This window comes from Streptomyces sp. NPDC126499, assembly GCF_040302485.1.
Taxonomy (GTDB): domain Bacteria; phylum Actinomycetota; class Actinomycetes; order Streptomycetales; family Streptomycetaceae; genus Streptomyces.
The window spans coordinates 82,065-102,813 of the sequence record NZ_JBEOUO010000024.1 but is presented as its reverse complement, the minus strand read 5'-3'; the positions used below and the strand labels follow the sequence as shown (position 1 = coordinate 102,813).

Genomic DNA, 20,749 nt, shown 5'->3' with positions numbered 1-20,749 from the left:
GGGCGGCAGCCACGACGGCTGCCGCCCCCGGGGCATATCCCCGCGGAAGTCTCTCCACGGGTCGGTATTCATCGGTATTCTCGCGGTATGGCCGACACCACCCTGAAGATCAGTGACGAGATAAGAGACCGGCTCCGCACGCTGGCCGAGGAGCGCGGGCTGAGCACCCGCGCCTACGTCGAGCGGATGGTCGCCGCCATTCCGACCGAGGCCGAGCGTGCCGAACGGACCGCCAAGGCGATCGCGTACGTCCGTGAGCAGTTCGGGGCGGAGCTCGACGACGCCCTGGTGCGGGAAGGACAGGACTGGCGCCGCGCCATCGCCGAACGACGCGTGGGGAGCCGTAGGTGATCGTCCTGGACCACACCGCCATGGTGGCGCTGGGGCGCGGCCATCGGCTGCTGTCCTCGATCGTCGTCGTCGAGGTGGACGATCCTGCGCAGCGGGCCCACGTCCCGGCACTGTGTCTGTTCGCGGCCAGCCTGGAACTGCCGGGGATCGCCGCCCACGCCGGGGCGCTCCCCGGCCTGGAGTTCCTGCCGCTCGACTTCGCCGCCACCGCGGCCGTCGAGCAGGCCGTGTCGGCGGGTGTCGACTGGCGCCACGCGCACGCCGTGTACGCGGCGGCCTCGGGGTCCGTCGAGGGGCAGATCCTGACCGCTGTCCCCGAGGCCTACGACGGCACCGGCGTGTGGGCCGTCGACATCGGAAAGCCCTGACCGGGAGCCGCCCCGGCGGTACCGTCGTGCCATGGCCATCCGCGCGGTGCTCTGGGACATCGACGACACGATCTTCGACTACGCGACCGCCGACCGCGCCGGCATGCGCGCCCACCTCGCGGCCGAGGGGCTGCTCGGCGGGTACGCCTCCGTGGAGGAGGCCCTGCTGCGCTGGAAGGAGCTCACGGAGCTCCACTGGCGGCGCTTCGAGGCCGAGGGCGGCGACTTCCTCGACCAGCGGCGGAACCGGGTCCGCGACTTCCTCGGCGCGCCCGAGCTGACCGCCGCCGAGGCCGACGACTGGTTCGACCGGTACGTGGTCCACTACGAGGCCGCCTGGGAGCTCTTCCCGGACACCCTGCCGGTGCTCGACCTGCTCGCCGCGGAGTACCGCCACGCGGTGCTGTCGAACTCCAGCATCCGCAACCAGGACCGCAAGCTGCGCGTGCTGGGCGTACGGGACCGGTTCGAGGCCGTCGTGTGCGCCGCCGAGCTCGGCGTGGCCAAGCCCGCCGCCGCGGCCTTCCACGCGGCCTGCGCGGCGCTCGGCCTGCCGCCGGAGCAGGTGGCGTACGTGGGCGACCAGCCGGAGATCGACGCCCTCGGGGCGGCCCGCGCGGGCCTGAAGGGGATCTGGCTGGACCGCGCCGACACGGGCGGCAGACCGGGCCTGACCAGGATCACCGGCCTCCACCAGCTGCCCGGAGTGCTGCGCGGGGATACCCGTTTTGGAGCACCGGACACCTTCGGGTAATGTTCTTCCTGCGCCGAGGGGAGCGGGCCGAAAGGCCGGAAAGCCCCGAAAGCGCAAGCCAGAGCAAGATCCCCCTTCGGAGGGATCACGCCCCGGTGGCCTATGGTGTAATTGGCAGCACGACTGATTCTGGTTCAGTTAGTCTTGGTTCGAGTCCAGGTAGGCCAGCTCGCAGAGCTCATCTGCAACCGTGGATAATGATCCACAAAGCCCCCGTTGTGTAGCGGCCTAGCACGCTGCCCTCTCAAGGCAGTAGCGCCGGTTCGAATCCGGTCGGGGGTACAGATCCATCCTGCGGATCACCAGGGTCGCACCCGGTGAACACGCGGTGACATCATCCGGCGCTCAGGCGCCGGATGGGATCGCTAGGGCCCCCGTTGTGTAGCGGCCTAGCACGCCGCCCTCTCAAGGCGGTAGCGCCGGTTCGAATCCGGTCGGGGGTACCAACTGGTCTAAACCACCAGTGGCCTATGGTGTAATTGGCAGCACGACTGATTCTGGTTCAGTTAGTCTTGGTTCGAGTCCAGGTAGGCCAGCGGATCTTCAAGATCTTGCCCCCGTTGTGTAGCGGCCTAGCACGCCGCCCTCTCAAGGCGGTAGCGCCGGTTCGAATCCGGTCGGGGGTACCAAACGAAGAAGCCCTTCCCTTCGGGGGAGGGCTTCTTCGCTGTCTGCCGTTGCGGACACAACTCCGGCCCACCGCTGCGGCGTTGGAGCGGTGGGCCGGGGACGTACAGGTGAAGAGAGAGCAGAGAAGGATCAGCCGTTGCGGCGCAGGGCCTCGGTCAGGCGCGCGGCCGCGTCGATGACCGCCTGGGCGTGCATACGGCCCGGGTGGCGGGTCAGACGCTCGATCGGGCCCGAGACCGACACGGCGGCCACCACGCGGTTCGAGGGGCCGCGTACGGGCGCGGAGACGGACGCCACGCCGGGCTCCCGCTCGCCGATCGACTGGGCCCAGCCGCGGCGCCGCACGCCCGACAGGGCCGTCGCCGTGAAACGGGCGCCCTGAAGGCCGCGGTGCAGCCGCTCGGGCTCCTCCCAGGCCATGAGGATCTGCGCGGACGAGCCGGCCTTCATGGTCAGCGTGGAGCCGACCGGGACGGTGTCCCGCAGTCCGGACAGCCGCTCGGCCGCCGCCACGCAGATCCGCATGTCGCCCTGGCGCCGGTAGAGCTGCGCGCTCTCCCCGGTCACGTCGCGCAGATGCGTCAGCACCGGCCCGGCGGTCGCGAGCAGGCGGTCCTCACCGGCCGCGGCGGCGAGCTCCGCGAGCCGCGGTCCGAGGATGAACCGGCCCTGCATGTCGCGGGCCACCATCCGGTGGTGTTCCAGTGCCACGGCGAGTCGGTGTGCCGTGGGTCGTGCGAGTCCCGTCGCCGCGACCAGACCTGCGAGGGTGGCCGGACCGGACTCCAGGGCGCTCAGGACAAGGGCTGCCTTGTCGAGAACGCCTACGCCGCTAGAGTTGTCCATGCAACGATATTCACGTCTCACTCTGTGAAACGCAAGTTCAATTTTCCGAGGAACCCGTCACTCTGGTGAGGCGGCCGCACAACGGCCCGCGAAACGGGTCTCTAGCAGTGCCGGCGCAGCCGCCGGCCGGAGGGAAAGCGATGGGTAGGACACTCGCGGAGAAGGTCTGGGACGACCACGTCGTCCGGCGCGCCGAAGGCGAGCCCGACCTCCTCTTCATCGATCTGCACCTGCTGCACGAGGTGACCAGCCCGCAGGCGTTCGACGGGCTCCGCCTCAGCGGCCGGCGGGTGCGGCGCCTCGACCTCACCATCGCCACCGAGGACCACAACACCCCGACCCTCGACATCGACAAGCCCATCGCCGACCCGGTCTCCCGGGCCCAGCTGGAGACCCTGCGCAAGAACTGCGCCGAGTTCGGCGTCCGGCTGCACCCGCTGGGCGACGTCGAGCAGGGCGTCGTCCACGTCGTGGGACCGCAGCTGGGCCTGACCCAGCCCGGCATGACCGTGGTCTGCGGCGACTCGCACACCTCCACGCACGGCGCCTTCGGCGGCCTGGCCTTCGGCATCGGCACCAGCCAGGTCGAGCACGTCCTGGCCACCCAGACGCTGCCCATGGCCCGCCCGAAGACCATGGCGATCACGGTGAACGGCGAGCTGCCCGAGGACGTCACCGCCAAGGACCTGATCCTGGCGATCATCGCGAAGATCGGCACCGGCGGCGGCCAGGGCTACGTCCTGGAGTACCGCGGCTCCGCCATCGAGAAGCTCTCGATGGAGGCCCGGATGACCATCTGCAACATGTCCATCGAGGCCGGCGCCCGCGCGGGCATGATCGCCCCCGACGAGACCACCTTCGCCTACCTCGAGGGCCGCCCCCACGCGCCCAAGGGCGAGGACTGGGACGCCGCCGTCGCGTACTGGAAGACGCTGAAGAGCGACGAGGACGCCGTCTTCGACGCCGAGGTCGTCATCGAGGCCTCCGAGCTGGCCCCCTTCGTCACCTGGGGCACCAACCCGGGCCAGGGCGCCCCGCTTTCCGGACACGTCCCCGACCCGGCTTCGTACGAAGACGCTTCGGAGCGCCTCGCCGCCGAAAAGGCCCTGGAGTACATGGGGTTGACCGCCGGGCAGCCGCTGCGCGACATCAAGGTGGACACCGTCTTCGTAGGCTCGTGCACCAACGGCCGCATCGAGGACCTGCGCAACGCGGCCTCCCTGCTGAAGGGCCGCAAGGTCGCCGACGGCGTGCGCATGCTGGTGGTCCCCGGCTCGGTCCGGGTCGCCCTGCAGGCCGTCGAGGAGGGCCTGGACAGGGTCTTCAAGGAGGCCGGCGCCGAATGGCGGCACGCGGGCTGCTCGATGTGTCTGGGCATGAACCCCGACCAACTGGCCCCGGGTGAGCGTTCCGCGTCCACCTCCAACCGCAACTTCGAAGGCCGGCAGGGCAAGGGCGGCCGCACCCACCTGGTCTCCCCCCAGGTCGCCGCCGCCACCGCCGTCCTGGGCCACCTGGCCTCCCCGGCCGATCTGTCCGACGTCGCTACGCCCGCGGGGGTCTGAGGAACCATGGAAGCTTTCACCACCCACACCGGCCGCGCCGTTCCGCTGCGCCGCAGCAACGTCGACACCGACCAGATCATCCCGGCGCACTGGCTCAAGAAGGTCACCCGCGACGGCTTCGAGGACGGCCTGTTCGAGGCCTGGCGCAAGGACCCCGAGTTCATCCTCAACCGCCCCGAACGGCAGGGTGCCACGGTCCTGGTCGCCGGCCCCGACTTCGGCACCGGCTCCTCCCGTGAGCACGCCGTCTGGGCGCTGCAGAACTACGGCTTCAAGACCGTCATCTCCTCCCGCTTCGCCGACATCTTCCGCGGCAACTCGCTGAAGAACGGCCTGCTGACCGTCGTCCTGCCGCAGGCCACCGTCGACGCCCTGTGGGAGCTGACCGAGGCCGACCCCACCGCCGAGGTGACCGTCGACCTCAACGCCCGCAAGGTCCTCGCGGCCGGGATCGACGCCGACTTCGAGCTGGACGAGAACGCCCGCTGGCGGCTGCTCAACGGACTGGACGACATCAGCCTCACCCTTCAGAACGAAGCGGACATCGCCGCCTACGAGGCCGCCCGCCCGTCCTTCAAGCCCCGTACAATTACCGCCTGAGCAGCGCTTTTCCAGTACTGCGCCCCCCACCGTCCGGTGGGGGGCGCAGTCGCTTGTTGAGACCCCGTCGGGCGACAACTCGCCCTAGATGGCACAATCGGTGCATGGAACGCGACAGCCAACTCGAGCTCTACGAGGCAGTCGCCGCCCGATTGAAGGAAGCGCACACAAGGGTGCGCGAACTGCAAGTCCCGGAGGGCGTAAGGATGGCGCTGTCCCGGAAGCTGCTGGTCGTCACGGCCGCGGCGAAGCACGATCTCGCGGACGCGGCAACGCGTCTGGACCGGTTGATGAAGGACCTCGACGAGGGCCGATTCCCTGAAGACGACTGACACCAGGAACTCCGCAACGGCACTTCCGCGTTGCGGCACTAGGGTGATTAGACCGTTTCGTGTTTGATTTGCGGTATATACATGCCTAACGTGCGAAAAAGCTTGAACACTTTCGTTCCGGCAATGTCTCCGAAGGGGAAGACGTGAACAAGGCGCAGCTCGTAGAAGCGATTGCCGACAAGATGGGCGGTCGCCAGCAGGCCGCCGACGCCGTCGACCACGTGCTCGACGCCATCGTGCGTGCCGTGGTCGGCGGGGACCGGGTCTCGGTCACCGGCTTCGGCTCGTTCGAGAAGGTCGACCGTCCGGCCCGCTACGCCCGCAACCCGCAGACGGGTGAGCGGGTCCGGGTCAAGAAGACCTCCGTTCCGCGCTTCCGTGCGGGTCAGGGCTTCAAGGACCTGGTCAGCGGCTCGAAGAAGCTCCCCAAGGGAGGCGAGGTCTCCGTCAAGAAGGCGCCCAAGGGCAGCCTCTCCGGTGGCGCCTCCGCGACCGTGAAGAAGGCCGCGGCCAAGAAGGCCACCACCGCCAAGAAGGCCGCCGCGAAGAAGGCGACCCCGGCCAAGAAGGCCACCACGGCCGCCGCGAAGAAGGCGACCCCGGCCAAGAAGACCAGCACGGCCGCCGCCAAGAAGGCCACTCCGGCCAAGAAGACCGGCACGGCCGCCGCCAAGAAGGCCACTCCGGCCAAGAAGACCACCACCGCCGCGGCCAAGAAGACCGCCGCCAAGAAGACCGCGCCGGCGAAGAAGGCCACCGCGAAGAAGGCGCCCGCCAAGAAGACGACGGCGCGCAAGACCACCGCGAAGAAGACCGCCGCGAAGTAGCGACGGCCGAGCACACACGCCGGGCCGGGCTCCCCCGAAGGGGAGCCCGGCCCGCGGCGCGTGGGGGACCCGGCGAGAGCCGGGCTAGAAGGTCTGCAGCGTCACCAGCGTGATCCGGAGGGCCGAACCGGAACCCTCCGTCTCGATCCGCACCCGCTGCCCCGGACGCAGCCGCAGCAGCCCGCCCGCCTCGAAGGCCTCGGCACCGAACTCCACCGGGGTGCCGTCGTCGAGCAGCACACTGCCGCTGCGGGTCTCGGGATCGTACGTGTACGCGGTCGCCTGCATGGACCGCAGCCTATCCGGCCGCGGGCAGCCAGCGGGCCGCCGTCCGCGGCCCCACGCCCAGCACCACCGCCGCCGCCAGGTCCTGGCCCGTGTCCACGTCCCGGCGCACGGAATCCACCCCCGCCAGCCGGATTTCCACCGCCCCCGACGACAAATGCCGGCGCCGCGAAGCCCCTCCGAAAGCCGGTTCCAATTCCACCCCCGGCCCGGCCGAGAGGAATGTCGTACCTATTTCGGCGGCATCCGCGAGAAATGCCCGCCCGAATTGTCCCGCCACCGCGAGCACCCGCGCCAGCTCCGCAGGCCGCAGCGCCGGAAGGTCCGCGTTCAGCGCCGCCACCCTTGCTGCCGGCCGCGCCGCCCGCACCACCCGCGCCCCGTGCGCCAGCGCCGCGTTGAGCCCCGCACCCGGGACGTCGGGCACGATCCGCGCCCCGAGCGCCGAAAGGGCCGCACCGGCGGCCGGGTCGTCCGTGATCACCGCCACATCCCGCACTCCCGGGCTGGCCAGCGCCGCCGCCACCGTGTCCTCGGCGAAGGCCAGCGCCAGGCGGCCCCGCAGCAGGCCCCCCACGGCCGGGCCCAGTCGGCTCTTCGCCCGCGCCAACGGCTTCAGGGGCACCACCAGGGACCACCCGTCGTCCGCGGCCCCGACGGCGTTCTGATCGGCGTAGGTCGTCATCGCGCCCTATTCTGTCCCGCCCGCGCGAAGCGCCCGAGCCCCGGGGCGTACGGTGTCCTCGACAGGCCAGGAGCAGCGGGCGACACTTGACCCCCTGCGAACCAGTCCGGAGAAAGGTGTCCGAGTGTCCCGCCGCAGAATCGGCTTCTGGTACCGCCTGGCGGCGGTCATCGCCAAACCCCCACTGGTGGTGCTGTTCAAGCGGGACTGGCGCGGAACGGAGCACATCCCGGCCGAGGGCGGCTTCATCACCGCGGTCAACCACAACTCGTACCTGGACCCCCTGTCCTACGCGCACTACCAGTACAACACCGGGCGCGTCCCCCGCTTCCTGGCCAAGGCCGCCCTCTTCAAGGGCTCCTTCGTCGGCGCCATCCTCCGCGGCACCGGCCAGATCCCCGTCTACCGCGAGACCACCGACGCCCTCGACGCCTTCCGGTCCGCCGTCGACGCCATCGAGCGCGGCGAGTGCGTCGCCTTCTACCCCGAGGGCACCCTGACCCGCGACCCCGACATGTGGCCGATGGCCGGCAAGACCGGCGCCGCCCGCGTCGCCCTGCTCACCAAGGTGCCCGTCATCCCGGTCGCCCAGTGGGGCGCCAACCTCGCGATGCCGCCGTACGCCAAGGAGAACAAGCTCCGGCTCTGGCCGCGCAAGACCCTGATCGTGCAGGCCGGTCCGCCGGTCGACCTCTCCCGCTTCTACGACGTCGAGCCGACGCCCGACGTGCTGCGCGCGGCCACCGAGGAGATCATGGCCGCCATCACCCGGCTCCTGGAGGAGATCCGCGGCGAGAAGGCCCCGGCCGAGCCCTACGACCACCGCAGGGCCCGCCTCGAACAGCGCCGCAAGGCCGCGCAGAGCAGGGCCGGAAACGGCAGCAAGGCCGGGAACGGCAGCAGGACCGGAGAGGGCGAGAAGTGACCAAGGCAGCCGTCTTCGGCAACGGATCCTGGGGCACCGCCTTCGCCATGGTGCTCGCCGACGCGGGCTGCGAGGTCAGCCTCTGGGGCCGCCGCCCCGCCCTCGCCGACGCCATCAACACCACCGGCGTCAACCCCGACTACCTCCCCGGCGTCGAACTCCCCAAGGGCATCACGGCCACCGCCGACCCGGCCGAGGCCGCCCGCGACGCCGACTTCACCGTCCTCGTCGTGCCCTCCCAGACCCTGCGCGAGAACCTCGCGGCCTGGGTGCCCGACCTCGCCCCCGGCACCGTGCTCGTCTCCCTGATGAAGGGCATCGAACTCGGCAGCGCCAAGCGGATGAGCGAGGTCATCCAGGAGGTCGCCGACGTCCCCGCCGACCGCGTCGCCGTCCTCACCGGCCCCAACCTGGCCAAGGAGATCGCCGCCCGGCAGCCCGCCGCCGCCGTCGTCGCCTGCGCCGACGAGTCGGTCGCCCAGCGGCTCCAGGCCGCCTGCATCACCCCGTACTTCCGCCCGTACACCAACACCGACGTCGTCGGCTGCGAACTCGGCGGAGCGGTCAAGAACGTCATCGGGCTCGCCGTCGGCATCGCCAACGGCATGGGCCTCGGCGACAACTCCAAGGCCACCCTCATCACCCGCGGCCTCGCCGAGACCACCCGCCTCGGCCTCGCCATGGGCGCCGACCCGCTGACCTTCTCCGGCCTCGCGGGCCTCGGCGACCTCGTCGCCACCTGCTCCTCGCCGCTCTCCCGGAACAACACCTTCGGCACCAACCTGGGCCGCGGGATGAGCCTGGAGGAGACCATCGCGGTCACCAAGCAGACCGCCGAGGGCGTCAAGTCCTGCGAGTCGGTGCTCGATCTGGCCCGCCGGCACGGCGTCGACATGCCCATCACCGAGACGGTCGTGTCGATCGTCCACGACGGCAAGCCGCCGATCGTCGCCCTCAAGGAGCTGATGTCGCGCAGCGCCAAGCCGGAACGCCGGTGACCCGCCACTGACCCGGACGCGCGCGGAACGCGCGGGGCGCTCAGCAGTTCGGACGTCGCAAGGTACCCTCATCGCGATATGAGCGAGAACACCCAGAGCCCCCGCAAGCCGCGCGTGGCCGTCGTCTTCGGCGGACGCAGCTCCGAGCACGCCATTTCCGTCGTCACCGCCGGTGCCGTCCTCGGGGCCATCGACCGGGACACGTACGACGTGCTGCCCATCGGCATCACCACCGACGGGCGCTGGGCGCTGACCGCCGACGCGCCGGAGCGGATGGCCATCGCCGACCGCACCCTGCCGAACGTCAGCGACCTCGCCGAGTCCGAGAGCGGCGGCGTGGTCCTCTCCGTCGACCCGGCCAGCCGCGAGGTCGTCCACACCGAGCCCGGCTCCGTGCCGAGGGCTCTCGGCGAGGTCGACGTCGTCTTCCCCGTCCTGCACGGCCCCTACGGCGAGGACGGCACCCTCCAGGGCCTCCTGGAGCTCTCCGGCGTCCCCTACGTCGGCGCGGGCGTCCTCGCCTCCGCCGTCGGCCAGGACAAGGAGTACATGAAGCGGATCTTCGTCTCGTACGGCCTGCCCGTCGGCCCGTACGAGGTGATCCGGCCCCGCGAGTGGGAGCAGAACCCGGCCGCCGCCCGCAAGAAGATCGTGGAGTTCGCCGCCGACCACGGCTGGCCGCTCTTCGTGAAGCCGGCCCGCGGCGGCTCCTCCGTGGGCATCACCAAGGTCGACGACCTCTCCGGCCTCGACGAGGCCGTCGAGGAGGCCCGCCGCCACGACCCGAAGATCATCGTCGAGGCGCTGGTGCGCGGCCGCGAGATCGAGTGCGGCGTCCTGGAGTTCGAGGACGGCCCCCGCGCCAGCGTGCCGGCCGAGATCCCGCCCGTCACCGACCACGACTTCTACGACTTCGAGGCCAAGTACATCGACTCGGCCTCCGGCATCGTGCCCGCGCCGATCGGCGACGAGGCCACCGCCGAGGTCCAGCGCCTCGCCGTCGCCGCCTACGAGGCCATCTCCTGCGAGGGCCTGGTGCGCGCCGACTTCTTCCTCACCGAGGACGGCGACTTCGTCATCAACGAGGTCAACACGATGCCCGGCTTCACGCCCATCTCCATGTACCCGCGCATGTGGCAGGAGAGCGGCGTCAGCTACCCGGAGCTCGTCGACCGGCTCATCCAGGCCGCGCTGCGCCGCTCCACGGGCCTGCGCTAGGACGGTCCGACGGACCGGAGGGCGGCCCCGGGACCTCTCCCTAGCCGCACTCCGGTTCCAGGGCGCACGGCACGGCCCGGTCCACGGGGGCCGCGAGGTCCGTCAGCGGGCCGATGTCGTGCGCGTACCGCTCGTCGAGCGTCACCTCGACGTACGCCTTGCGGTACGTCGTGGTGAAGCGGGGGCCGTCGCCCTCCCGCTGCTCCAGGAGCCAGCGCACACCGTCGGCGACGACGCCCAGCGCCTGGGGATCGCTCATCTTTTCGGGCCGCGGGACCCCGCAGCGCAGTACGATCGCCGCATCCCCCCACGCGGCGGTCAGCTCGGACTCCGGCTCGGTGCCGGTCCGCTCCAGACCCGCCACGGTGCCGGGCAGCTCCTTCGCGAGGGCACGGCAGAAGGCGGCCTCGGCCGCCGGAGGACGGGGAACCGGGACCGACGCCTTCGCGTCCGGAGAGGAACAGCCCGCGACGGCCAGCAGCAGCACGGCCGAGGCGGCGGAAGCGGGCAGGCCGAAAGGCCGGTGGGAAGACATCACCGGCCAAGGGTAGACGGGGGCTAGATATGCACGACCGGGCAGGTGAGGGTGCGCGTGATGCCTTCCACTTGCTGGACCTTGGCGACCACCATGCGGCCCAGCGCGTCCACGGTGTCGGCCTCGGCACGCACGATCACGTCGTACGGACCCGTCACGTCCTCCGCCTGGATCACCCCCGGGATCTTGGCGATGGTCTCGGCGACGGTCGACGCCTTGCCCACCTCGGTCTGAATAAGGATGTACGCCTGTACCACGGAACCTCCAGGGCGGCCACGAGGATCTTGTGGGAGAAAGAGACGCCACGGTACCGCGTCGCCGCGGGCCGCGGGGAGACCTCCGTGATCGGAGGCGCCCGGGGTGTGGCGTACACAGATGAGAAGTTGACGGTCTACTTGACGGTATCCGGCACGGTGACGGCCCGCGACCCGCACGGCGAGGAGCAGCGGAGCGGCGCGGCGGCCGGCACGACGACACGAGGTGAATCGCGGTGAAGGGCACAGTCGGAGAGCTGGGCGAGTTCGGGCTCATCAGGGAGCTCACCTCCCGGCTCACCTCCACCCCCGCGGTGCGGATCGGGCCCGGCGACGACGCCGCGGTCGTCTCCGCCCCTGACCGGCGGGTGGTGGCCAGCACGGACATCCTGCTCGAAGGACGCCACTTCCGCCGCGACTGGTCGACGGCGTACGACGTCGGCCGCAAGGCCGCGGCACAGAACCTCGCCGACATCGCCGCCATGGGCGCCGTCCCCACCGCGCTCCTGCTCGGCCTCGTCGTCCCCGCCGAACTGCCCGTCACCTGGCCCACCGAACTCATGGACGGGCTCCGCGACGAATGCCAGGTCGCGGGCGCCGCCGTGGTCGGCGGCGACGTCGTCCGCGGCGACACCATCACGGTCTCCATCACCGCCCTCGGCGACCTGCGCAACCACGACCCGGTCACCCGCGGCGGCGCCCAGCCCGGCGACGTCGTCGCCTACACCGGCTGGCTCGGCTGGTCCGCCGCCGGCTACGCGGTGCTGTCCCGCGGCTTCCGCTCCCCGCGCGCCTTCGTCGAGGCCCATCGCCGCCCCGAGCCGCCCTACCACGCGGGCCCCGCGGCCGCCGGACTCGGCGCCACCGCCATGTGCGACGTCAGCGACGGCCTCATCGCCGACCTCGGGCACATCGCCGAGGCCAGCAAGGTCCGCATCGACCTGCGCTCCGGCCTCATCGACATCCCGACCCAGATGAACGACATCGGCCAGGCCGTCGGCGTCGACCCGCTCCAGTGGGTCCTGACCGGGGGAGAGGACCACGCGATCGTCGCCACCTTCCCGCCCGACGTGAAGCTGCCCGCCCGCTGGAAGGTCATCGGCGAGGTCCTCAACCCCTCCGCGCTGCCCCAGGTCACCGTCGACGGCGCGCCCTGGCACAGCAAGGGCGGCTGGGACCACTTCGGGGCGACCGAGTGAGCGCCGCCCCGCACGCGCAGCACCCGCCGCTGGTCCTCACCGTCGCCGGGTCCGACTCCGGCGGCGGCGCCGGCATCCAGGCCGACCTCAAGACCATGCTCGCCCTCGGCGTCCACGGCATGAGCGTGCTCACCGCCGTCACCGCCCAGAACTCCCTGGGCGTCCACGGCGCCTGGGAACTGCCCGAGGAGGCGGTACGGGCCCAGTACCGGGCGGTCGTCGACGACATCGGCGTCCAGGCCGTCAAGACCGGCATGCTCTCCTCCGCCGCGCTGGTGGAGACGGTGGCGGAGCTGCTGGCCGGCACGGACGCCCCGGCCGTCGTCGACCCCGTCGGCGTCTCCAAGCACGGCGACCCGCTGCTCGCCGCCTCCGCGCTCGACTCCGTCCGCACCAAGCTGCTGCCCGTCGCGACCGTCGCCACCCCCAACCTGGACGAGGTGACGCAGCTCACGGGCCTGGTGGTGGAGGACGAGACCGGGATGCGGCGCGCGGCCGAGGCGATCCTGGCGTACGGGCCGCGCTGGGCGCTGATCAAGGGCGGCCACCTGCCCGGTGACGCCGCCGAGGTCGTGGACCTGCTCACCGACGGCTCGCAGGAGCACTGGCTGTACGCCCCCCGCCACGACAACCGCCACACCCACGGCACGGGCTGCACGCTCGCCTCGGCGGTCGCCTCGCACCTGGCGAAGGGCCTGGCGGTGCCGGAGGCCGTAAGGGAGGCGAAGGCGTACGTCACGGGCGCCCTCGCGGCGGGCTTCGCGCTCGGCGGGGGCATCGGCCCCGTCGACCACGGCTGGTCCTTCCGGGGCTAGCCCGCCCGGTCGGCGGGCGCGTCCCCGGGCAGGCCCCGGGGGATGCCCCCGGACATGTCCCCGGACATGGCAAAAGGCCGGTTCACCGAGGTGAACCGGCCTCTCAAGGCAACCGCAGGGCTGCGCTACGACAAAACGTCGCGGTTAGCGCGAGACCTTGCCGGCCTTGATGCACGAGGTGCAGACGTTGAGCCGCTTCGGCGTCCGACCGACCACGGCACGCACGCGCTGGATGTTCGGGTTCCAGCGACGAGACGTACGGCGGTGCGAGTGCGAAATGTTGTTGCCGAAGCCCGGCCCCTTGCCGCAGACGTCGCAGTTGGCAGCCACGGGTCACTCCAAAGACTTCAGATTTACAGTGAAATCCGGCGCACCGGATCGGATCAGGGATCTGAAGTGGTTTGCCGGGGGAATGGCCCGACGGTGCCGGGCAACCGAAGCAGCATACAACGACTGCTTCCGTGGAACGAAACTACCACGGTCCGGACGGCCCCCGCCCCGGGCCCCGGTCCGATGCGGGTCTACCCTGCGGTGAGCCCACCGCAGAGCACAGGAGGACCACCCGTTGCCGCGAGCACCGCAGACCCTCGACGCCGAGGCGGTCCGATCCTGGTGCCGTGGGGCGCTGGAGGCGCTCGGCAGGGAGCGCGAGGACATCGACGCGATCAACGTCTATCCCGTCGCGGACGGCGACACCGGCACCAATCTCTATCTGACGGTGGAATCGGCGGCCCGGGCCGTGGACGAGACCTTCACCGGTGCGGCCGGCGGCCCTCCCGACATCGCCGAGGCCATACGGGCCATGGCCCAGGGCGCCCTCCTCGGCGCCTGCGGCAACTCCGGCACCATCCTCTCCCAGCTGCTGCGGGGCATGGCCGGCGTCCTCGCCGCGGGCGGTGACGGGGATCACCTCGCCCGCGCCTTCGCGAGCGCCGCCGAAGCGGCCCGCCGGGCCGTCGCCCACCCCGTCGAGGGCACCCTCCTCACCGTCGCCGACGCCGCCGCCCGCGCCTGCGAGGGGGGCCGGGACCTCGTGACGGTGGCCTCAGCGGCCTACGAGGGGGCGCGCAAGGCCCTGGACGCCACCCCCGGACAACTGGCCGTGCTCCGCCGCGCCGGGGTCGTGGACGCCGGTGGACGTGGTCTGGTGGCCGTGCTCGGAGCGCTCGTCGAAGCCCTGTCCGGCGAGGCGCCCGCCCGCCCCGCGGCGCCGGCGCACCCCCGGCCGGTGCCGACCGCCGGCCTCACCGACCTCACGGACCTCGCCGACTGCGAGGGCGCCGACGGGCCCGCCGCCGGCCCCGCCTACGAGGTGATCTACCTCCTGGAGGCCGATGACGCCGCCGTCGACCGGCTCCGGGCCCGCCTCGACGAACTGGGCGAGTCCCTGGTCGTCGTCGGCGGCGACGGGCTGTGGAACGTCCACGTCCACGTCGACGACGCCGGCGCGGCCGTCGAGGCCGGCGTCGAGGCGGGACGCCCGTACCGCATCCGCATCACCCACTTCGACCTGCCCGGGCCCGCCGGACGCGCCGTCGTCGCCGTCCTGCCCGGCGAGGGCCTCGCCGGACTGTGCGCCGAGGCCGGCGCCACCACGCTGGTCGCCCGCCCCGGGGAACCCCCGACCGGCGCCGAACTCGCCGAGGCGATCCGCCGCGCCCACGCCCACGAGGTCGTGCTCCTCCCCAACGACACCGAACTGCGCCGGGTCGCCGCCGCGGCCGCCGAACAGGTCAGGGCCGAGGGCATCCGCGTCGCCCTCATCCCGACCCGCGCCGCCGTCCAGGGCATCGCCGCCCTCGCCGTCCACGAACCGGCCCGCCGCTTCGACGAGGACGTCGTCGCCATGACCGCCGCGGCCGGCGCCACCCGCTACGCCGAACTGGCCGTCGCCGAACGCCAGTCCTTCACCTCCGCGGGCGTCTGCCAGGCCGGTGACGTCCTCGGCCTCATCGAGGGCGACGTCGCCGTCATCGGCCGCGACCTCACCGCCACCGCCGTCACCGTCCTCGACCGCATGCTCTCCGCCGGCGGCGAACTCGTCACCCTCATCGTCTCCTCCGACACACCGCAGGACCTGGCGCCGACGCTCGAACAGCACGTCCGCGCCACGTACTTGGCGGTCGACACCACCGTCTACGACGCGGGCGAGGGGGCACCGCCGCTGCTGATCGGGGTGGAGTAGCCGCGACCGGCGTCCCCGCCTGCGGGACGCATGTCACTGCCGTGGTGTGCAATGGATCGCGTGCCTTCGCTCGACGAACCCCTCAAGAAGCTGCTCGGCGCCGCCACCGCCAAGGTGATGGCCGAGCACATGGACCTGCACACGGTCGGTGACCTGCTCCACCACTACCCCCGGCGGTACGCGGAGCGCGGCGAGCTCACCGCCCTCGCCGATCTGCCGCTCGACGAGCACGTCACCGTCGTCGCCCAGGTCGCCGACGCGCGCGTGCACACCTTCAACAAGGGCGGCCGCGGCAAGGGACAGCGCCTGGAGGTGACCGTCACCGACGGCAGCGGCCGGATGCAGCTGGTCTTCTTCGGCCGCACCGTCCACTTCCACCAGAAGGAGCTGCTCCCCGGCCGCCGCGCGATGTTCGCCGGCAAGGTCGGCGTCTTCAACCGCAAGCTCCAGCTCGCCCACCCCGAGTACAAGCTCCTCGACGCCGACAGCGGCACCGACACCGTCAAGGCCTTCGCGAGCGAACTGCTGCCGATCTACCCGGCCTGCAAGCAGATCGAGTCCTGGACCATCGAGCAGTCCGTCGCCATCGCCCTCGACTCCATGGCGGCCACCGGCTGGGAAGGGCTCGTCGACCCGCTGCCGCCCGCCCTGCGCGAGGGCCGCGGCCTCACCGACCTCGCCGACGCCCTCACCAAGATCCACCGGCCCCGTACCAAGGCCGACATCGCCGACGCCCGCGACCGCCTCAAGTGGGACGAGGCCTTCGTCCTCCAGGTCGCCCTCGCCCGCCGCCGGCACGCCGACACCCAGCTGCCCGCCGTCGCCCGCCGCCCCGCCCCCGACGGACTGCTCACCGCCTTCGACGCCAAGCTCCCCTTCACCCTCACCGAGGGCCAGCGGAAGGTCTCCCAGGAGATCTTCGACGACCTCGCCACCGAACACCCCATGCACCGCCTCCTCCAGGGCGAGGTCGGTTCCGGCAAGACGCTGGTCGCCCTGCGCGCCATGCTCGCCGTCGTCGACGCCGGCGGACAGGCCGCCATGCTCGCCCCCACCGAGGTCCTCGCCCAGCAGCACCACCGCTCGGTCACCGAGATGATGGGCGAGCTCGCCGAAGGGGGCATGCTCGGCGGCGCCGAACACGCCACCAAGGTCGTCCTGCTCACCGGCTCCATGGGCACCGCCGCCCGCCGCCAGGCCCTGCTCGACCTGGTCAGCGGCGAGGCCGGCGTCGTCATCGGCACCCACGCGCTCATCGAGGACAAGGTGCAGTTCCACGACCTCGGCCTGGTCGTCGTCGACGAACAGCACCGCTTCGGCGTGGAGCAGCGCGACGCCCTTCGAGGCAAGGGCAGACAACCCCCGCACCTGCTCGTCATGACCGCCACCCCCATTCCCCGTACGGTGGCCATGACCGTCTTCGGCGACCTGGAGACCTCCGTCCTCGACCAGCTCCCCGCCGGCCGCTCGCCCATCGCCAGCCATGTCGTCCCCGCCGCCGACAAGCCGCACTTCCTCGCCCGCGCCTGGGAGCGGGTCCGCGAGGAGGTCGAGGCCGGCCACCAGGCGTACGTGGTCTGTCCCCGCATCGGCGACGAGGAGGACCAGAAGCAGAAGCGGAAGGCGAGCCCCGAGGACGACGCCGAGAAGCGGCCGCCGCTCGCCGTCCTCGACGTCGCCGAGCAGCTGCGCGCCGGACCGCTCGCCGGACTCCGCGTCGAGGTGCTGCACGGCCGCATGCACCCCGACGACAAGGACGACGTCATGCGCCGCTTCGCCGCCGGCCAGGCCGACGTGCTCGTCGCCACCACCGTCATCGAGGTCGGCGTCAACGTCCCCAACGCCACCGCCATGGTGATCATGGACGCGGACCGCTTCGGCGTCTCCCAGCTCCACCAGCTCCGCGGCCGCGTCGGCCGCGGCTCCGCCCCCGGCCTGTGCCTGCTCGTCACCGAGATGCCCGAGGCGAGCCCCGCCCGCCGGCGCCTCGGCGCCGTCGCCGCCACCCTCGACGGCTTCGAGCTCTCCCGCATCGACCTCGAACAGCGCCGCGAGGGCGACGTCCTCGGCCAGGCCCAGTCCGGCGTCCGCTCCTCGCTGCGGATGCTCACCGTCATCGAGGACGAGGAGGTCATCACCGCCGCCCGCGAGGAGGCCACCGCCCTCGTCCTCGCCGACCCCGACCTCACCGCCCACCCCGAGCTGCGCACCGCCCTCGACGCGCTCCTGGACAAGGACCGGGAGGAGTACCTGGACAAGGGCTGACCCCGCCGCGCCGGACTCCGCCCTAAGCTGTTGCCCAGGCAGACGCCCACGAGGACGAGGAACCCACATGACCCGCGTGATCGCCGGCACCGCCGGCGGACGCCGACTCGCCGTACCGCCGGGCAACGGCACCCGCCCCACCTCCGACCGGGCGCGGGAAGGCCTCTTCTCCACCTGGGAGTCGTTCCACGGCCTGGCCGGCGCGCGCGTCGCCGACCTCTACGCGGGCTCGGGAGCCGTCGGCCTGGAGGCGCTGTCCCGCGGCGCCTCCCACGCCCTGCTCGTCGAGGCCGACCCGCGCGCCGCGCGGACCGTACGGGAGAACATCCGCTCCCTCGGCCTGCCCGGCGCCGAGCTGCGCACCGGCAAGGCCGAGCAGATCGTCACCGGACCGGCTCCGGCCGAGCCGTACGACCTGGTCTTCCTCGACCCGCCGTACGCCGTCTCGGACGACGATCTCCGCGAGATCCTCCTCACACTGCGCTCGGGGGGCTGGATCGGCGAGGATGCCCTCGTCACCGTGGAGCGCAGCACCCGGGGCGGGGAGTTCCGCTGGCCGGACGGCTTCGCACCACTGCGGTCCCGTCGCTACGGCGAGGGAACGTTTTGGTACGGTCGCGCCGCCTCTACGTGCGAAGACGCACGATGACCGGACCGGAGAGCGAGGGACCCAAGTTGCGCCGCGCCGTCTGTCCGGGGTCATTCGACCCCATCACCAATGGACACCTCGACATCATCGCCCGCGCCTCCAAGCTGTACGACGTCGTGCACGTCGCGGTGATGATCAACCAGTCGAAGAAGGGCCTCTTCTCCGTCGACGAGCGGATCGAGCTCATCCGCGAGGTCACCGCCGACTTCGGCAACGTCGAGGTGGAGTCCTTCCACGGCCTGCTCGTCGACTTCTGCAAGCAGCGCGACATCCCCGCCATCGTCAAGGGCCTCAGGGCGGTCAGCGACTTCGACTACGAGCTCCAGATGGCCCAGATGAACAACGGGCTCTCGGGCGTCGAGACCCTGTTCGTGCCCACCAACCCGACCTACAGCTTCCTGTCCTCCTCCCTGGTCAAGGAGGTCGCGGCCTGGGGCGGCGACGTCTCCCACCTGGTGCCGCCCGCGGTGCTCGCCCGGCTCACCGAGCGCCTGCGCGAGCGGTGACCCCCGGCCACCGTCCCTGACGCTCCGTCACCAGGTCCCGGACGGGGCCCGACTGGCCTTACAGTCGTCCCGTCCGTCTCCAAACCAGCTGTAGAGAGTGGCGAGCACCGGTGGACGTGCAGAAGAAGCTCGACGAGATCGTCGCGACGGTCAGGAACGCCCGCTCCATGCCCATGTCGGCGTCCTGCGTGGTCAACCGGGCCGAGCTGCTCGCCCTGCTCGAAGAGGTCCGCGAGGCCCTGCCGGGCTCCCTGGCCCAGGCCCAGGAGCTGCTCGGCGGGCGTGAGCAGATGGTCGAGCAGGCCCGCCGGGAGGCCGAGCGGATCATCGAGGCCGCCCACGCCGAGCGCGGCTCGCTGATCTCCGACACCCAGGTCGCCCGCCAGTCCCAGGACGAGGCCGAGCGCATCCTCGCCGAGGCCCGCCGGGAGGCGGAGGAGATCCGCGCCGAGGCCGACGACTACGTCGACTCCAAGCTGGCGAACTTCGAGGTGGTCCTCGGCAAGACCATCGCCTCCGTCGACCGGGGCCGCGAGAAGCTGCTCGGCCGCGGCCCGGGCCTGGACGCCGACGGGTACGCCGACGAGGACGCGCCCGAGTACAGCGCCGACCCGCAGACCCTGATCCAGCGCGCCGACGCCTACGTCGACACCAAGCTAGGTGCCTTCGAGGCCGTGCTGAGCAAGACCCTGGAGGCGGTTGGCCGCGGCCGCCAGAAGCTGCACGGCCGGATCGCCAGCGACGCCCTCGGCGAGCACATGGCCGCGCAGGACGCGGCCGGCCCGGGGACGCCGCACACCAGCGACGCCGACTACCTGGCCGGTCTCGCGGAGCTGGCCGACCCCGAGCCCGTACAGATCCCGGCGCAGCAGCAGGCCGCCCCGCCGCAGCCGCAGCACGACCCGTACGCCTACCAGCAGCCCGTCCAGGACCCGTACGCCTACCAACAGCCGGTCCAGGACCCCTACGCCTACCAGCAGCCGCAGGCCGACCCCTACGGGTACCAGCCGCAGTACGGCTACGAACAGCCGCAGGCCGCCCCGCCGCAGCCGCAGCACCAGCCCCAGCCGGCCGCCTCGCTCGACGAGACCAGCTTCTTCGACACGAGCATGATCGACCTGGACCAGCTGCGCCGGTACGAACAGGGCCACTAGCCCGGACCGGGCGGTGAGCGAGGCAGCCCGGATTGGGCTGTGAGCGAAGCGTCCAGTATCCTGGCTGTTCGGTCGCGCTATGTCCGCGATCCATGCTGCCCGCTTCGACTGGCGATGCGTACGGCAGCCCCCACGTCGTGAACGATCCGAAAGCAGGAAGAGCCCTGAGCACGCGCCTCGACCATCGCAACCCCCTCGTGTTCGACACGCACGAGCTGGGGCGGCGTCCTGGTGCCATGCAGCGGCTCTCCCGCACGGTCGACGCCCCGGTCGACCTGGGGATCGCCGACGTCATCGCGGTGCCCGAGGGCGCCCCGGTGGAGATCGAGCTCCGTCTCGAGTCGGTCATGGAAGGGGTGCTTGTCACAGGCACCGCCCGTGCATCGGCCGAGGGGGAGTGCGTAAGGTGTCTGGAGCCCGTCGAGCTTGATGTCGACGCGGACTTCCAGGAGATGTTCTCGTACCCCGACTCCGACGACCGGGGCCGCTCGAAGGCGGCCGCGGACGACGAAGCCGAGGACGACGAGGACATGATCCCCCTCGAGGACGGCATGTTCGACCTCGAACCCGTGCTGCGTGATGCGGTGGTGCTCGCACTGCCGATGCAGCCGGTGTGCCGGGAGGACTGTGCGGGTCTGTGCTCCGAGTGCGGAGCCAACCTGAACGACGACCCGGACCACCACCATGACGCCGTCGACGCACGTTGGGCGGCACTGCAGGGACTCGCCGGTTCGCTGGGAACCGACGAGAAGGACAACATGAGCGATGCCGCATCCGGTGTCGACGAGAAGCAGGAGAAGTAG

At 71.6% G+C, this 20,749-nt stretch carries 23 protein-coding genes, 5 tRNA genes and 1 pseudogene; 23 read left to right on the top strand and 6 right to left on the bottom strand.

Annotated features, from left to right (window positions below; genetic code table 11):
* Positions 1-87 precede the first annotated feature (87 nt).
* From ABTZ91_RS28400 to ABTZ91_RS28365, 8 genes are all read left to right on the top strand, one after another.
* Positions 88-351, top strand: a complete 264-nt coding sequence (locus ABTZ91_RS28400) for a hypothetical protein (RefSeq protein WP_352080060.1) — start codon at positions 88-90, stop codon at positions 349-351.
* Positions 348-719: a hypothetical protein gene (locus ABTZ91_RS28395; RefSeq protein WP_352080059.1), complete on the top strand. Its 372-nt coding sequence runs from the start codon at positions 348-350 to the stop codon at positions 717-719. Before ABTZ91_RS28400 ends, ABTZ91_RS28395 begins: the two co-directional genes overlap by 4 nt.
* 31 nt (positions 720-750) lie before the next feature.
* Positions 751-1,473, top strand: a complete 723-nt coding sequence (locus ABTZ91_RS28390; protein ID WP_352080058.1) for an HAD family hydrolase — start codon at positions 751-753, stop codon at positions 1,471-1,473.
* 96 nt (positions 1,474-1,569) lie between these two features.
* A tRNA-Gln gene (locus ABTZ91_RS28385) sits at positions 1,570-1,641 on the top strand.
* 41 nt (positions 1,642-1,682) lie between these two features.
* Positions 1,683-1,755, top strand: a tRNA-Glu gene (locus ABTZ91_RS28380).
* A gap of 88 nt (positions 1,756-1,843) precedes the next feature.
* Positions 1,844-1,919: transfer RNA gene (locus ABTZ91_RS28375), tRNA-Glu, on the top strand.
* A gap of 18 nt (positions 1,920-1,937) precedes the next feature.
* A tRNA-Gln gene (locus ABTZ91_RS28370) sits at positions 1,938-2,009 on the top strand.
* 17 nt (positions 2,010-2,026) lie between these two features.
* A tRNA-Glu gene (locus ABTZ91_RS28365) sits at positions 2,027-2,102 on the top strand.
* 130 nt (positions 2,103-2,232) lie between these two features.
* Here ABTZ91_RS28365 and ndgR read toward each other — a convergent pair.
* A complete protein-coding gene (gene ndgR, locus ABTZ91_RS28360) occupies positions 2,233-2,949 on the bottom strand; it encodes an IclR family transcriptional regulator NdgR (protein ID WP_128977462.1) in 717 nt (238 codons plus the stop codon).
* Positions 2,950-3,089: 140 nt separating this feature from the next.
* Between ndgR and leuC the strand changes: the two genes are divergently transcribed.
* The 4 genes from leuC (at position 3,090) to ABTZ91_RS28340 (ending at position 6,273) form a co-directional block, all read left to right on the top strand.
* Positions 3,090-4,514 carry a 3-isopropylmalate dehydratase large subunit gene (leuC, locus tag ABTZ91_RS28355; protein ID WP_352080057.1) on the top strand — a complete coding sequence of 475 codons (1,425 nt, stop codon included), beginning with the start codon at positions 3,090-3,092 and terminating at the stop codon, positions 4,512-4,514.
* Positions 4,515-4,520: 6 nt separating this feature from the next.
* Complete coding sequence (gene leuD, locus ABTZ91_RS28350; protein ID WP_352080056.1) at positions 4,521-5,114, top strand: 3-isopropylmalate dehydratase small subunit; 594 nt, start codon at positions 4,521-4,523, stop codon at positions 5,112-5,114.
* 104 nt (positions 5,115-5,218) lie between these two features.
* Positions 5,219-5,446: a hypothetical protein gene (locus ABTZ91_RS28345; RefSeq protein ID WP_260227783.1), complete on the top strand. Its 228-nt coding sequence runs from the start codon at positions 5,219-5,221 to the stop codon at positions 5,444-5,446.
* A 143-nt stretch (positions 5,447-5,589) separates the two neighbouring features.
* On the top strand, positions 5,590-6,273 hold the full coding sequence (locus ABTZ91_RS28340; protein WP_352080055.1) for an HU family DNA-binding protein: 684 nt from the start codon (positions 5,590-5,592) through the stop codon (positions 6,271-6,273).
* An 84-nt stretch (positions 6,274-6,357) separates the two neighbouring features.
* On the opposite strand, the gene ABTZ91_RS28335 is transcribed toward ABTZ91_RS28340, so the two are convergent.
* Positions 6,358-6,561 carry a hypothetical protein gene (locus tag ABTZ91_RS28335; protein ID WP_352080054.1) on the bottom strand — a complete coding sequence of 68 codons (204 nt, stop codon included), beginning with the start codon at positions 6,559-6,561 and terminating at the stop codon, positions 6,358-6,360.
* A gap of 10 nt (positions 6,562-6,571) precedes the next feature.
* Positions 6,572-7,243, bottom strand: coding sequence for a 2-phospho-L-lactate guanylyltransferase (cofC, locus tag ABTZ91_RS28330; protein ID WP_352080053.1), 672 nt, complete (start codon positions 7,241-7,243; stop codon positions 6,572-6,574).
* A gap of 124 nt (positions 7,244-7,367) precedes the next feature.
* Here cofC and ABTZ91_RS28325 point away from each other — a divergent pair, with 124 nt between their 5' ends.
* The 3 genes from ABTZ91_RS28325 to ABTZ91_RS28315 all read left to right on the top strand — a co-directional run bounded on the left by ABTZ91_RS28325 (position 7,368) and on the right by ABTZ91_RS28315 (position 10,384).
* Positions 7,368-8,168 (top strand): lysophospholipid acyltransferase family protein, encoded by an 801-nt coding sequence (locus ABTZ91_RS28325; RefSeq protein WP_352080052.1) that lies wholly within the window; start codon positions 7,368-7,370, stop codon positions 8,166-8,168.
* A gap of 47 nt (positions 8,169-8,215) precedes the next feature.
* A complete protein-coding gene (locus tag ABTZ91_RS28320) occupies positions 8,216-9,166 on the top strand; it encodes an NAD(P)H-dependent glycerol-3-phosphate dehydrogenase (protein WP_407078043.1) in 951 nt (316 codons plus the stop codon).
* A 78-nt stretch (positions 9,167-9,244) separates the two neighbouring features.
* The gene (locus ABTZ91_RS28315; protein WP_352080050.1) at positions 9,245-10,384 is read left to right on the top strand and encodes a D-alanine--D-alanine ligase family protein; all 1,140 of its coding nucleotides are present in this window, start codon (positions 9,245-9,247) and stop codon (positions 10,382-10,384) included.
* Between the two features lie 40 nt (positions 10,385-10,424).
* On the opposite strand, the gene ABTZ91_RS28310 is transcribed toward ABTZ91_RS28315, so the two are convergent.
* Both ABTZ91_RS28310 and ABTZ91_RS28305 read right to left on the bottom strand, forming a co-directional pair.
* The gene (locus ABTZ91_RS28310; protein ID WP_352080066.1) at positions 10,425-10,919 is read right to left on the bottom strand and encodes a DUF3515 domain-containing protein; all 495 of its coding nucleotides are present in this window, start codon (positions 10,917-10,919) and stop codon (positions 10,425-10,427) included.
* A gap of 23 nt (positions 10,920-10,942) precedes the next feature.
* The gene (locus ABTZ91_RS28305) at positions 10,943-11,176 is read right to left on the bottom strand and encodes an Lrp/AsnC family transcriptional regulator (protein ID WP_046905450.1); all 234 of its coding nucleotides are present in this window, start codon (positions 11,174-11,176) and stop codon (positions 10,943-10,945) included.
* Between the two features lie 233 nt (positions 11,177-11,409).
* Here ABTZ91_RS28305 and ABTZ91_RS28300 point away from each other — a divergent pair, with 233 nt between their 5' ends.
* Together ABTZ91_RS28300 and thiD are read left to right on the top strand one after the other, a co-directional pair.
* A complete protein-coding gene (locus tag ABTZ91_RS28300; protein ID WP_352080049.1) occupies positions 11,410-12,372 on the top strand; it encodes a thiamine-phosphate kinase in 963 nt (320 codons plus the stop codon).
* On the top strand, positions 12,369-13,187 hold the full coding sequence (gene thiD, locus ABTZ91_RS28295) for a bifunctional hydroxymethylpyrimidine kinase/phosphomethylpyrimidine kinase (protein ID WP_352080048.1): 819 nt from the start codon (positions 12,369-12,371) through the stop codon (positions 13,185-13,187). Before ABTZ91_RS28300 ends, thiD begins: the two co-directional genes overlap by 4 nt.
* Positions 13,188-13,331: 144 nt before the next feature.
* Here thiD and rpmB read toward each other — a convergent pair whose 3' ends face one another.
* Complete coding sequence (gene rpmB / locus ABTZ91_RS28290; RefSeq protein ID WP_003957616.1) at positions 13,332-13,517, bottom strand: 50S ribosomal protein L28; 186 nt, start codon at positions 13,515-13,517, stop codon at positions 13,332-13,334.
* 235 nt (positions 13,518-13,752) lie between these two features.
* On the opposite strand from rpmB, the gene ABTZ91_RS28285 reads away from it, so the two are divergent.
* The 6 genes and pseudogenes from ABTZ91_RS28285 (at position 13,753) to ABTZ91_RS28260 (ending at position 20,749) form a co-directional block, all read left to right on the top strand.
* A complete protein-coding gene (locus ABTZ91_RS28285) occupies positions 13,753-15,372 on the top strand; it encodes a DAK2 domain-containing protein (RefSeq protein WP_352080047.1) in 1,620 nt (539 codons plus the stop codon).
* A gap of 51 nt (positions 15,373-15,423) precedes the next feature.
* Positions 15,424-17,637, top strand: a complete 2,214-nt coding sequence (recG, locus tag ABTZ91_RS28280; RefSeq protein WP_352080046.1) for an ATP-dependent DNA helicase RecG — start codon at positions 15,424-15,426, stop codon at positions 17,635-17,637.
* 55 nt (positions 17,638-17,692) lie between these two features.
* A pseudogene (gene rsmD, locus ABTZ91_RS28275) lies at positions 17,693-18,286 on the top strand (16S rRNA (guanine(966)-N(2))-methyltransferase RsmD); the annotation flags it as partial.
* 26 nt (positions 18,287-18,312) lie between these two features.
* On the top strand, positions 18,313-18,792 hold the full coding sequence (gene coaD / locus ABTZ91_RS28270; protein WP_352080065.1) for a pantetheine-phosphate adenylyltransferase: 480 nt from the start codon (positions 18,313-18,315) through the stop codon (positions 18,790-18,792).
* A gap of 110 nt (positions 18,793-18,902) precedes the next feature.
* Entirely contained in the window at positions 18,903-19,946 is a 1,044-nt protein-coding gene (locus ABTZ91_RS28265; RefSeq protein ID WP_352080045.1) for an ATP synthase F0 subunit B, read from the top strand.
* A 92-nt stretch (positions 19,947-20,038) separates the two neighbouring features.
* Positions 20,039-20,749 (top strand): DUF177 domain-containing protein, encoded by a 711-nt coding sequence (locus ABTZ91_RS28260; RefSeq protein ID WP_352080044.1) that lies wholly within the window; start codon positions 20,039-20,041, stop codon positions 20,747-20,749.